The organism is Streptomyces sp. Da 82-17 (assembly GCF_046098215.1).
Classification (GTDB): domain Bacteria; phylum Actinomycetota; class Actinomycetes; order Streptomycetales; family Streptomycetaceae; genus Streptomyces.
The window spans coordinates 164,222-176,166 of record NZ_JBJURH010000020.1; the positions used below are offsets into that span (position 1 = coordinate 164,222).

Consider the following 11,945-nt stretch of genomic DNA (forward strand, 5'->3'; position numbering starts at 1 on the left):
CCGCTCATGGGTGACATCGCCAAAGGCGTCCTCGGGGGCGGCTGGTCGCTGGTCGTCGGCTGGGTGCTGCCGTCCGCGATCAACCTCGCCGTCCTGTTCCTCGCGGTCGCGCCCCAACTCCGGGGCGATCTGGGCCCGTTGGACCGGCTGTGGCCCGCCTCCGGCGCGGACACCGCGCTGCTGCTGCTCGTCGGCGCGGCCCTCCTCGGCCTGGTCCTGAACGCGCTGCAGACGCTGCTCTACCGCTTCCTGGAGGGGTACGTGCTGTGGCCGGCGTGGGCGTACGACCACGGCTGCCGGGTGCAGCGGGCGCGCAGACAGCGCATCCGGGAGCGCCTGGCGCAGCCCGACCCGCGGCTTTCCCCGATCCGCGTCGGCGTGCTGCACGAGCGCGCGGAGCGCTATCCGCACCGGGACGAGCAGGTCGGCCCGACCCGCCTGGCCAACGCGATCCGCCGCTTCGAGGAGTACGGCCACGACCGGTTCCGCCTGGACACCCAGGTGCTGTGGAACGAGCTGATGGCGGCCGTGCCCGCGCAGACCGGCCGCGCGGCGGAGACGTCCCGTACGAATGTGGACTTCTTCGTGGCGTTGCTCTACGGGCATGCCGGGGTGGCCGTGGCCGCGCTCGCCGCGCTGCCGGTGGCGGAGGACCGGGCGCTGCTGCTGTCGGCGACGGTGCTGCTCGGCGCGCTGGTCCCGCTCTGGTACCGCTCGGCGGTGGTGGCGACGGACGAATGGGCCGCCGCCGTACGGGCGTTGGTGAATCTGGGCCGTAAGCCGCTGGCGACCGCGCTGGGCCTGGAGCTGCCGCAGGAGCTGGCGGAGGAGCGCAGGATGTGGCAGTTGGTGACGCGGATGTCGCGCCGCCCGTACCACCCGGCGGCCGAGGAGGCCTTCGCCCCGTACCGCGCGGCGCCCGCCGAGCCGTGTGCGCTGCGCGGGCCGTGCGAGCGCGGGGGCCGGAACGCTTCGTGAGCGGGCTTTCGCGCACCGTACGGGTGGCATGCTGGAAGCACCGGACCAGACCATCAGGCCGGGATCCGAGGACGGGAAAGGACCTGTCATGACGACCAGCACCGGGCGAGCCGACGCGGTGCCCACCGCGGTGCGCCCGATGCGTGCCGATGCGCGGCGCAATTACGACCGGCTGCTCGCCGAGGGCCGGGCGGCGTTCGCCGAGCACGGCACGGACGCGTCCCTGGAGGACATCGCGCGCCGGGCGGGCGTCGGGATCGGCACGCTGTACCGGCACTTCCCGAACCGGCACGCGCTGCTGAGCGCGGTCTTCGAGGACGCGGTGTGCGATCTGCTGACCCGCTCGCGGGAGCTGCTCGACGACCCGCAGCCGTGCGCCGCCCTGGTGGAGTGGCTGCGCGCGATCGTGACGCACGCGGGTGAGTACCGGGGCCTGTCCCGTGCCCTCATGTCGGTGTCGCGGGACGACAGTTCGGCCCTCGCCCGGTGCAGTGCGCCGATGCGGGAGGCGGGCGGCGCACTGCTGGCGCGGGCGCAGGAGGCGGGCTCGGTGCGCCCGGACATCACGATCGGCGATCTGCTCCAGCTGACCAATGCGATCGCGCTGGCCGCGGAAGAGACGCCGGGCGACCCGGAGTTGGCGGACCGGCTGCTGATGCTGACCCTGCGGGGGCTGAAGGCGGGTACGTAGCTTCCCGTGGGCCGAAGGGTGCCGTCGACCCGTGCACCCTCGATCGCCCTGCGGGCTCGTCCTCAAACGCCGGACGGGCTGGATGTGCCCCCGTACGACGGACAGCAGGGCACCGCAGGACCGGCCGCACGACTCCCTGCGGCGCAGGCCGTACGACTACCTGCGGCGCAGGTCAGCCACTCTCGCCCGCTCCCGTTCCCGCTCCCCCGCCGGAGGCTCTGTCAGCGCTCCCGTGGTGCGCAGTGACGGGGTGCCCGGCGTGACGTTCCTCCGCTGGCCCGGCAGGGGGACTTCCCTGCGCGGCGGGCCCGGCGGCACGGCGTCGGGCGCGCTGCCCGGCGGGTTCGCGCCCGCGACGGCGACCTGGACGCCCTGGTCGGCGAGGGCCTGGAGCTCGGTGGCGGCGCGCTCGTCGTGCACCGGGGGTTCGTCCGTGACGAGCCGGGTGATGACGTCGGTGGGCACCGTCTGGAACATGGTGTCGGTGCCGAGCTTGGTGTGGTCGGCGAGGACCACGACCTCCGCGGCGGCCTGCACCAGGGCCCGGTCGACGCTGGCCGACAGCATGTTGGACGTGGACAGGCCGCGCTCCGCGGTGAGCCCGCTTCCGGAGAGGAAGGCGCGCGACACCCGCAGCCCCTGGAGGGACTGCTCGGCTCCGCTGCCCACGAGGGCGTAGTTGGAGCCGCGCAGGGTGCCGCCGGTCATGACGACCTCCACGCGGTTCGCGTGCGCCAACGCCTGTGCGACGAGCAGGGAGTTGGTGACGACCGTCAGTCCCGGCACGCGGGCGAGCCGGCGGGCCAGCTCCTGCGTCGTCGTACCCGCGCCGACGACGATGGCCTCGCCCTCTTCGACGAGGCCCGCGGCGAGATCGGCGATGGCGGTCTTCTCCGCCGTCGCCGACAGGGACTTCTGCGGGAAGCCGGACTCACGCGTGAATCCGCCCGGGAGCACCGCGCCCCCGTGGCGGCGGTCGAGGAGTCCTTCGGCCTCGAGCGCCCGCACATCCCGCCGTACGGTCACTTCGGAGGTCTGGACTACGCGGGCGAGCTCACGGAGCGACACGGCTCCGTTGGCCCGCACCATTTCGAGGATCAATTGGCGACGTTCTGCAGCGAACACGAAACTGACAGTAACCCCAACGACCGTCTGGTTTCAGCAGTTTGCGCCGAATAACAGAAGTTGTTCGCATGGCCCGACGCGAAGTGGTATACGCACGGCCCAGTCCCCCGGCATAGTCCGGGTGACTGGGCCGACGACGGCGCACGAGGGCACAACTCACCCTCGGAGCAGGGGTTTTACGCGAACTACGCCTCGCCCGCGGTCTTGCGGGTGTGCAACTGCCGGGCGACCTCGGCGATCGAGCCGGACAGCGAGGGGTAGACGGTGAACGCATTCGCGATCTGTTCCACCGTCAGGTTGTTGTCGACCGCGATCGAGATGGGGTGGATCAGTTCCGAAGCGCGCGGCGCGACGACCACGCCGCCGACCACGATGCCGGTGCCCGGGCGGCAGAAGATCTTGACGAAGCCGTCCCGGATGCCCTGCATCTTGGCGCGCGGGTTGCGCAGGAGCGGCAGCTTGACGACGCGGGCGTCGATCTTGCCGCTGTCGACGTCGGCCTGGCTGTAACCGACCGTGGCGATCTCCGGGTCGGTGAAGACGTTCGCGGAGACCGTCTTCAGGTTCAGCGGCGTCACCGCGTCGCCCAGGAAGTGGTACATCGCGATGCGGCCCTGCATGGCGGCGACCGACGCGAGGGCGAAGACGCCGGTCACGTCACCGGCCGCGTACACACCGGGGGCGGACGTGCGGGACACCTTGTCGGTCCAGATGTGGCCCGAGTCCTTCAGCCGGACCCCGGCCTCCTCCAGGCCCATGCCGCTGCTGTTGGGGATCGCGCCGACCGCCATCAGGCAGTGCGTGCCGGTGATGGTCCGGCCGTCGGCGAGCGTGACCTCGACGCGGTCGCCGACGCGCTTGGCGGAGGCGGCGCGGGAGCGGGACATGACGTTCATGCCGCGGCGGCGGAACACGTCCTCCAGGACGGCGGCGGCGTCCGGGTCCTCGCCGGGCAGCACGCGGTCCCGGGACGAGACGAGCGTGACGTTCGAACCGAGCGCCTGGTAGGCACCGGCGAACTCGGCACCGGTGACACCGGATCCGACCACGATCAGCTCTTCCGGCAACTCGTCCAGGTCGTACACCTGCGTCCAGTTGAGGATGCGCTCGCCGTCCGGCTGGGCGTCGGGGATCTCGCGCGGGTGGCCGCCGGTCGCGATCAGCACGGCGTCCGCGGTGAGGGTCTCCTCGGTGCCGTCGGCGGCGGTCACGACGACCTTGCGGGAGCCGTCCATCGCCTGCTGCCCGTCGAGCCGGCCCCGGCCGCGCACGACGCGGGCGCCCGCGCGGGTCACGGACGCGGTGATGTCGTGCGACTGGGCGAGCGCGAGCCGCTTCACGCGGCGGTTGACCTTGCCGAGGTCGACGCCGACGACGCGGGCGGCCTGGTCGATGTGCGGGGTGTCGTCCTCGACGATGATGCCCAGCTCTTCGTACGACGAGTCGAAGGTGGTCATCACCTCGGCCGTCGCGATGAGGGTCTTGGACGGCACGCAGTCGGTGAGCACCGACGCCCCGCCCAGACCGTCGCAGTCGACGACGGTCACCTCCGCGCCGAGCTGGGCGGCCACCAGGGCCGCCTCGTATCCGCCAGGTCCGCCGCCGATGATCACGATCCGGGTCAAGGGATTTACGCCTCGCGCTCTCGTTTCCGGCCCGCCCAGCGCCAATCCGGCCGGGGGTCCGGGGGTCGCCCCCCGGGCAGATGCAGTACGTACTCCATTGTCCCGCACGCTTCAAGCTGCTTCGCCCCGGGGCCCTCCAGCGGGTTACCGGCGGCCCCCGATCCCGCACGACCAGCGGCGGTCACTGTCGTACCCTCGGACCCATGTCGCTCTACGCCGCGTACGCCGGCAATCTCGACGCGCGGCTCATGTCCCGCCGCGCCCCGTACTCGCCGCTGCGCGCCACCGGCTGGCTCAACGGCTGGCGGCTGACCTTCGGCGGGGAGCACATGGGCTGGGAGGGCGCGCTCGCCACGATCGTGGAAGCGCCGCGCTCGCAGGTCTTCGTCGCGCTCTACGACATCGCGCCGATGGACGAGGAGTCCATGGACCGCTGGGAGGGCGTCGGCCTCGACATCTACCGCCGCATGCGGATCCGCGTGGAGACCCTGGAGGGCGAGATGCCCGCCTGGGTGTACGTCCTGAACGGCTACGAGGGCGGCCTGCCCTCGGCCCGCTACCTCGGCGAGATCGCCGACGCGGCGGAGTCGGCGGGGGCGCCGCACGATTACGTGATGTCTTTGCGGAAGAGGCCCTGCTGAACGTGCCCCGAAAGGGGCGCGGGGAACTGCGCGACGAGCCACGACGGCGGGAAAGCCGAAAGACCAGCGCCGCAGGCTTTCGGGAAGGGGCGGGGAGGGGCTGGTTTCGCGACCGGCCACGACGGTGCGGCAGACGAAAGACAACCAGCCCGAAGGGCGATCGGGAGTCCGGGGGCGGAGCCCCCTGGCCGGTGCCTGCTTGTCGGGCCCTGCTTGTCGGAACGTACAACGCAACGATCGCGACACTGTTTGGGGCAGCATCTACGCGCGTGGATGGACAACGGCTACCCTCAACCGCGTGAACGCTTCCGTAACCCCCACCGACCCGTACGCCGCCGCCGACGACGCCGCCGCGCGGCTGCGTGAGATCACCGGCGCTGAGACCCATGACGTCGCCCTCGTGATGGGGTCGGGCTGGGCGCCCGCCGTGGACGCGCTCGGCACGCCCGAGGCCGAGTTCCCCGTCACCGAGCTGCCCGGCTTCCCGCCGCCCGCCGTCGAGGGCCACGGCGGCAAGATCCGGTCGTACAAGATCGGTGACAAGCGCGCCCTGGTCTTCCTCGGCCGCACCCACTACTACGAGGGCCGCGGTGTCGCCGCCGTCGCGCACGGCGTGCGCACGGCCGTGGCCGCCGGCTGCAAGACCGTCGTCCTCACCAACGGCTGCGGCGGCCTGCGTGAGGGCATGCGCCCCGGCCAGCCGGTCCTGATCAGCGACCACCTGAACCTGACGGCGACGTCGCCGATCGTCGGCGCCAACTTCGTCGACCTCACGGACCTGTACTCGCCGCGCCTGCGCGCCCTGTGCAAGGAGGTCGACGCGAGCCTGGAGGAGGGCGTGTACGCCCAGTTCCCCGGCCCGCACTACGAGACCCCGGCCGAGGTCCGCATGGCCGGCATCCTCGGCGCCGACCTGGTCGGCATGTCCACGGTCCTCGAGGCGATCGCGGCCCGCGAGGCGGGTGCGGAGGTGCTCGGCATCTCCCTGGTCACCAACCTCGCCGCGGGCCTGACCGGCGAGCCCCTCAACCACGAGGAGGTCCTCCAGGCCGGCCGTGACTCCGCCGCCCGCATGGGGTCCCTGCTCAAGCAGGTCCTCGGCCGGATCTGAGCGACCCGTACGACGAGTCCCCCGTACGACGAGAGGCTGAAGCAGACGTGCAGGCAGAGCTGCAGGACGACGCACTGATCACCCGGGCCAGGGCCTGGCTGGCCGAGGACCCCGACCCGGAGACCCGCGAGGAGCTGGCGAAGCTCATCGACGCGGGGGCGCTGGACGAGCTGGCGGACCGCTTCTCCGGCACGCTCCAGTTCGGCACCGCCGGGCTGCGCGGCGAGCTGGGCGCGGGCCCGATGCGGATGAACCGTTCGGTCGTCATCCGCGCCGCCGCGGGTCTGGCCGCGTACCTGCGGGCGCAGGGCCGGGCGGGCGGGCTCGTCGTCATCGGGTACGACGCGCGGTACAAGTCGGCGGACTTCGCGCGGGACACGGCCGCCGTGATGACGGGCGCGGGCCTGCGCGCCGCGGTCCTCCCGCGCCCGCTGCCGACACCCGTACTGGCCTTCGCCATACGGCACTTGGGCGCAGTCGCAGGTGTGGAGGTCACGGCTTCGCACAACCCGCCGCGCGACAACGGCTACAAGGTGTACCTCGGCGACGGCTCGCAGATCGTGCCCCCGGCCGACGCGGACATCGCGGCCCAGATCGACGCGGTGGCGGCCCTCGCGGACGTGCCGCGTCCGGAGGACGGCTGGGAGACGCTGGGCGATGAGGTGCTGCACGCCTATCTCGCCCGCACGGACGCGGTGCTCGCGCCGGGCTCCCCGCGCACGGCCCGTACGGTCTACACGCCCATGCACGGCGTCGGCAAGGACACGCTGCTCGCGGCGTTCGCGCGGGCGGGCTTCCCCGAGCCGGTCGTCGTGGCCGAACAGGCCGAGCCGGACCCGGAGTTCCCGACGGTCGCGTTCCCGAACCCGGAGGAGCCGGGCGCGATGGACCTGTCCTTCGCGACCGCGCGCCGTGAGGAGCCGGACCTGGTCATCGCCAACGACCCGGACGCGGACCGCTGCGCGGTGGCCGTGAAGGACGGCGGCGACTGGCGGATGCTCCGCGGCGACGAGGTGGGCGCGCTGCTCGCGGCCCACCTGGTGAAGCGGGGCGTGACGGGCACGTTCGCGGAGTCGATCGTCTCGTCGTCGCTCCTCGGCCGGATCGCGGAGGCCGCGGGCCTGGCGTACGAGGAGACCCTCACGGGCTTCAAGTGGATCGCGCGGGTGGACGGCCTCCGCTACGGCTACGAGGAGGCGCTCGGCTACTGCGTCGACCCGGAGGGCGTGCGCGACAAGGACGGCATCACGGCCGCGCTGCTCGTCACGGAGCTGGCCTCGGAGCTGAAGGAGCAGGGCCGTACGCTGCTCGACCTCCTCGACGACCTCGCCGTCGAGCACGGGGTGCACGCGACGGACCAGCTGTCGGTGCGGGTGGACGACCTGTCGCTGATCGCGGCGGCGATGCGCCGACTGCGCGAGGAGCCGCCGACGGTGCTCGCGGGCCTGCCGGTGACGCTTGCGGAGGACCTGACGAAGGGGACGGCATCGCTTCCCCCGACGGACGGTCTCCGCTACACGCTGGACGGCGCCCGCGTCATCGTCCGCCCGAGCGGCACGGAGCCGAAGCTGAAGTGCTACCTGGAGGCGGTCGTCCCGGTGACCTCCGGCGATCTGTCCGGGGCGCGCGCGAAGGCGGCGGAGCTGCTCGCGGGCCTGAAGCGGGACTTGGCGGTGGCGGCGGGAATCTGAGGGTTCACGTCCGTGATCGGGAGGGGCGGCGGTGACTGGTGACGGTCACCGCCGCCCCTTTCTCGTACGTCGGGGCCACCTGAACGGGTGATTCGCGCACGGCACTTGACGGAGCGGGACGGGCGAGGCGGAGGCCCGCAAGGAAGGTGGACCGGTCTGCCCACGACCGAGCCGACCGAACCTGGTCCCCCGAGCCCCAGGAGCTGCCCGCCCGTGTCCGCCCCCACCGAGGCCGTCCGCCGAGTCCTGCCCGCATCCCGGCGCCCCAGTCCCGGGGCCACTCCCCCACCCTCGGACCTGAGGCGGCGTCTCGTCCGCTCCCTGCGCCATGCGGCGCCCGCGCTCTACGGCTACGTCTGCGTACGCCTCTTCTGCCTCCTCGTCCTCTCCCTCTGGGCCCACCGCCTCGGCCACGGCATCTGGCCGCTGCTCGCCGACGACTGGGACTCGTCCTGGTACCTGGGCATCGCGGCCAACGGCTACGAGGAGGAACTGGGCACGGCGTACGACGCGAACAACCTGGCGTTCTTCCCGCTGTATCCGATGGCGGTGCGGGTGCTGTCGTGGCTGCTGCCGGGCTCGGCGGCGAGCGCGGGTCTGCTGCTGGCAGTGTTCTCGTCCTTGTTCGCGGCGTGGGGCATCTTCGCGGTGGGCGACCGCCTGCACGGCCGCCGGGTGGGGCTGTTCCTCGTCCTGCTGTGGGCAGCCCTTCCGGTGGGCCTGGTCCAGTGGATGGGCTACACGGAGTCCCTGTTCACGGCCTTCGCGGCCTGGTCCCTGTACGCGTGCCTGAGGGGCAACTGGATCTGGGCAGGCACGCTGGCGTCCATGGCCGGCCTGACCCGCCCGACGGGGGTGGCGCTGGCGGCGGCGGTGTCGCTGGGGGCGGTCCTGGCGCTGCGGCGGGACTTCTCGTGGCGAGCACTGGCGGGTGCCCTGCTCGCCCCGCTGGGCTGGCTGTCGTACGTGGGCTGGGTCGGCGCCCGACTCGGCCGCTGGGACGGGTACTTCGCGGTGCAGAAGCTGTGGCGCAACACCATCGACGGCGGCGTGGAAACGCTGCGGCGGCTGGACGACCACTTGATCGAGGACTCGACGCCGGAGCTCTTCCTGATCCTGGTCTGCGTGACGCTGATCGCGTCGACGGTGCTTTACGTACGGTGCGTACTGGACCGCCAGCCACTGGTGCTGCTCGCTTTTGTCGGCGTACTACTGGCCATCGTGCTGGGCAGCGGCGGCGTCTTCTTCTCACGGGCGCGCTTCTTGCTGCCCGGCTTCCCGCTCCTGCTCCCACTGGCGGTGGCCCTGTCCCGAACTTCCCTGCGCCGTGCGGCGGCTTGGGTCGCGGGGGCGGTACTGATGGCGGGCTATTTCGGCGGGTACATGCTGCTGGTCTGGCCTAGCGCCCCGTGACAGCCCCGCCCGAGGCCCCGTCCGACGGCCACTCCACAACCCACCCGCCCTCGGCGAAGAACTGCCCCAGGGACTCGAGATCCTCGACCCAGTAATCCCCACACCCACGCGTGAACTCCCGGTCGCACGCGAGGAGTACGAGAAAACTGGGCGGCTCCCCCACCAACTCCTCCACCCTGACAAACTTCCCGACTTCGTCCCCGGCGACGATCCGCCCTACGCCGTACATCAGTCTCCGCAGTCTCCGTCCGGTGCGGCGGGGCCACCGGCCGGTCGTGCGCCCCTGCTGTCTGCGATCCGCTTCACGTCACGCAGGGACTCGCGCATCCGCTCCAGGCAGTACCGGAGTTGGTCCGGGGTCGCCCGCAGGTCGGCGAGCAAGTCATCGACGTGGTCGAGGAGTTCACTGGCCATGCCGAGCTGAACGGACTCCATGTTGTCCGCGACGCGCGTGAGGTAGCCGCCGTCCCCGTCGGTCAGCAGGAAGCACGGCTTTCCGTCGGCCCCGGCCCAAGGCAACAGCCGAGCGCTGGGCGAAGGTACCCCGTGTGGATTGGTCATGCAGATGACGCTACGGAGCTCGACGGCCCGCCATCAATGGCACTTTGACGCTGCATCATGCCGAAGTGCCACCAAGGTCAGTCATCGGGCGGGCCCGGGTCACATCGGCACCCCAATAGCGTCCGCGAGGCTTCGCATGTCCGGGGTCAGTGTCCGCCGTCGGGCGATGATCCGGCCGAAGATGTCGCGGGCGTAGCGCTGGTTCGGCAGCCACTCGGGGGCTGCGGCCCGGACCTCCTGGAGCACGTCGACCGCTTTCGCGTAGTCCCGCGCCCGGGTGTGCGCCTCCGCGACGTCGAGCAGATGGCGGTTGCGGTTGTTGGACGTCGTACGCATCCCGGAGATGGGGATACGGGCGGAGAGCTTGAGCACGAGGTCCGGGCGGTCCACGACCATCGCGTTCTCGGCCCGCTTGAGCGCCACGGTGACGGGCCCGAACGCCTTGAGGAAGTCATCGCCGGGCGCGAACTCCCGCCCTAGGGCGACGGCCGCAGCGTTCGCGTACCGGAGGGTGTCCTCGGCCTCGCCCGGCCGGTTGTCCCGTACCGCCGCGGCGGAGGCGCGCAGCAGGAGCCAACCCCACGCGCTCAACTCACCAGGCGTGGCCCGGGAGATACGCGGCTCCACCTCATCGGCCCATCGAACGGCCAGCTCGCGCGCCTCGTCCAGCCGCCCCTGCCGCAACAGCAACCAGCACTGCGTATTGACCGTCGCCGCACCCTGAAGGCGGCCGGAGGCGTCTTCGAGCGACCGACCGAGGGCGGTTTCGGCAGCGTCGAACTGCCGCGTCTGCGTCAGCAGCCACCCGGTGAGCTGCATCAGCCGTACGCGCACGTCCCTCCCGGCCGGCCCAGCCGTCTCGGCGACGAGGTCCGCGTCGCGGATCATGTCAGGCAGGATCAAGCTCAACTCCCGGAACCTGTCCCCGGAGAAGAGCGGAACGGCCGCGTCGATCAGCTCCTGCATGCCGGCAACGGTGGGTGCCTCGCTGACGTCGCCGCTTCCCACGGGCCCGAGGAGTGCCTGCCGCACAGCCGTCCACTGATCGTCCCGTTCAGTTTCGGCATCAGGCCCGCTCACCAGACAGGTAGTCGGAACCCGCAAGGCCACAGCCAACCGCCGAGCGGTTTCGAGCCGCGTATCGGCCCGCTCCCCCTGCTCCAACTTCCGAATCAGGGAGACGGACACCCCGGCCACGGAAGCAAGCTCCCGCTGAGTGAACCCCCGCCGCTTACGCACGTTTTGAAGCCGCTTGCCCATATCGGCACTCATGAGGCGAGCGTACGACTACCAGGATGACCCCGTGTAGCGGTTCGCATGATCACGCTTAAAAGTCGCCCCATTAACACCGGACCACGGCACAAGCATTGGCACATATTGAGCACCGGTCAAGGCAAAATAGGTTTGAGCCCCTCCCATGCTCGAACCTCTCCCTGGAGCGGGTCATCTGCGGGCAAAAATTCTCGCGCATCTGACAGCACGCTGACAATATTCTTCAGTCGGCGCAGCTCAAGAATGTCTCGAGGCGGCAGGCGACGCCACTGAGACGCAAGCCTACCTATCTCGTCACGATTCACACCCAGTTCATCGACGAGGGATTGGCACAAGTCTCGCGGATCCCTCAATTGCCCATCAAACGATGCCCCGAACCGTCGAATTAGATATGCGCGAACCCTTGCGGTCTCAGCGGTCACGACCCGGCGGTCAACGCCTGCGCTGTTCAACTTTCCACAAGCAGCAAAATGCGCGATCTCCCCCCAGCGCACACGGATCCCAGGGTCAAGGGACTCATCTTGCATGCGCCCGACCGCGAGGCCCCTGACAGCTTCCCAGAGCACGGGATCGTCAAGGCCCTCATGGCGAAAAATCCACGACTCGACCTCATCCAAAACGAGCCCACGGAGGATCTGCACAGACAAGAAATCCGGACACTCCTCGCCCGAATAATCAGGGGACGATGACTCCCGCCCGTTCAAAGGCTTCCCTTCCAACCTGCAGACTGTCATGGCTCGGCCGGTAGTGACCACGCTGAAACTGATCGCCCAGCCGTACGGGCCCGCAGCCACACCCCCGCCGACCCTCACCTCCAACCCACCCCCAACCCCCCTC

General features: G+C 70.9%; 10 protein-coding genes. 6 read left to right on the top strand and 4 right to left on the bottom strand.

Annotated elements, in window-relative coordinates; genetic code table 11:
• The first annotated feature begins 6 nt into the window (after positions 1–6).
• Together ACIDOF_RS28955 and ACIDOF_RS28960 are read left to right on the top strand one after the other, a co-directional pair.
• Positions 7–978 (top strand): hypothetical protein, encoded by a 972-nt coding sequence (locus tag ACIDOF_RS28955; protein ID WP_409009087.1) that lies wholly within the window; start codon positions 7–9, stop codon positions 976–978.
• An 88-nt stretch (positions 979–1,066) separates the two neighbouring features.
• On the top strand, positions 1,067–1,669 hold the full coding sequence (locus ACIDOF_RS28960) for a TetR/AcrR family transcriptional regulator (RefSeq protein WP_409009088.1): 603 nt from the start codon (positions 1,067–1,069) through the stop codon (positions 1,667–1,669).
• A 156-nt stretch (positions 1,670–1,825) separates the two neighbouring features.
• Here the strand turns inward: ACIDOF_RS28960 and ACIDOF_RS28965 are convergent, their stop codons facing one another.
• Together ACIDOF_RS28965 and ACIDOF_RS28970 are read right to left on the bottom strand one after the other, a co-directional pair.
• The gene (locus ACIDOF_RS28965; RefSeq protein ID WP_409009096.1) at positions 1,826–2,758 is read right to left on the bottom strand and encodes a DeoR/GlpR family DNA-binding transcription regulator; all 933 of its coding nucleotides are present in this window, start codon (positions 2,756–2,758) and stop codon (positions 1,826–1,828) included.
• Between the two features lie 221 nt (positions 2,759–2,979).
• On the bottom strand, positions 2,980–4,458 hold the full coding sequence (locus ACIDOF_RS28970) for an NAD(P)H-quinone dehydrogenase (RefSeq protein WP_409009097.1): 1,479 nt from the start codon (positions 4,456–4,458) through the stop codon (positions 2,980–2,982).
• 164 nt (positions 4,459–4,622) lie between these two features.
• Here ACIDOF_RS28970 and ACIDOF_RS28975 point away from each other — a divergent pair, with 164 nt between their 5' ends.
• The 4 genes from ACIDOF_RS28975 to ACIDOF_RS28990 all read left to right on the top strand — a co-directional run bounded on the left by ACIDOF_RS28975 (position 4,623) and on the right by ACIDOF_RS28990 (position 9,275).
• A complete protein-coding gene (locus ACIDOF_RS28975) occupies positions 4,623–5,060 on the top strand; it encodes a gamma-glutamylcyclotransferase (protein ID WP_282510817.1) in 438 nt (145 codons plus the stop codon).
• 298 nt (positions 5,061–5,358) lie between these two features.
• Complete coding sequence (locus ACIDOF_RS28980) at positions 5,359–6,171, top strand: purine-nucleoside phosphorylase (RefSeq protein WP_409009089.1); 813 nt, start codon at positions 5,359–5,361, stop codon at positions 6,169–6,171.
• 59 nt (positions 6,172–6,230) lie between these two features.
• The gene (locus ACIDOF_RS28985; protein ID WP_409009098.1) at positions 6,231–7,862 is read left to right on the top strand and encodes a phospho-sugar mutase; all 1,632 of its coding nucleotides are present in this window, start codon (positions 6,231–6,233) and stop codon (positions 7,860–7,862) included.
• A 213-nt stretch (positions 7,863–8,075) separates the two neighbouring features.
• Complete coding sequence (locus tag ACIDOF_RS28990) at positions 8,076–9,275, top strand: hypothetical protein (RefSeq protein ID WP_409009090.1); 1,200 nt, start codon at positions 8,076–8,078, stop codon at positions 9,273–9,275.
• A gap of 228 nt (positions 9,276–9,503) precedes the next feature.
• Here ACIDOF_RS28990 and ACIDOF_RS28995 read toward each other — a convergent pair whose 3' ends face one another.
• Complete coding sequence (locus tag ACIDOF_RS28995; protein ID WP_409009091.1) at positions 9,504–9,836, bottom strand: hypothetical protein; 333 nt, start codon at positions 9,834–9,836, stop codon at positions 9,504–9,506.
• 99 nt (positions 9,837–9,935) lie between these two features.
• Entirely contained in the window at positions 9,936–11,108 is a 1,173-nt protein-coding gene (locus ACIDOF_RS29000) for a helix-turn-helix domain-containing protein (protein ID WP_409009092.1), read from the bottom strand.
• Positions 11,109–11,945 lie beyond the last annotated feature (837 nt).

Excerpts from the sequence above, each read along its gene's own strand:
- ACIDOF_RS28955 (WP_409009087.1), top strand. The coding sequence starts at position 7 with ATGGGTGACATCGCCAAAGGCGTCCTCGGGGGCGGCTGGTCGCTGGTC.
- ACIDOF_RS28960 (WP_409009088.1), top strand. The coding sequence starts at position 1,067 with ATGACGACCAGCACCGGGCGAGCCGACGCGGTGCCCACCGCGGTGCGC.
- ACIDOF_RS28965 (WP_409009096.1), bottom strand. The coding sequence starts at position 2,758 with ATGGTGCGGGCCAACGGAGCCGTGTCGCTCCGTGAGCTCGCCCGCGTA.
- ACIDOF_RS28975 (WP_282510817.1), top strand. The coding sequence starts at position 4,623 with ATGTCGCTCTACGCCGCGTACGCCGGCAATCTCGACGCGCGGCTCATG.
- ACIDOF_RS28995 (WP_409009091.1), bottom strand. The coding sequence starts at position 9,836 with ATGACCAATCCACACGGGGTACCTTCGCCCAGCGCTCGGCTGTTGCCT.
- ACIDOF_RS29000 (WP_409009092.1), bottom strand. The coding sequence starts at position 11,108 with ATGAGTGCCGATATGGGCAAGCGGCTTCAAAACGTGCGTAAGCGGCGG.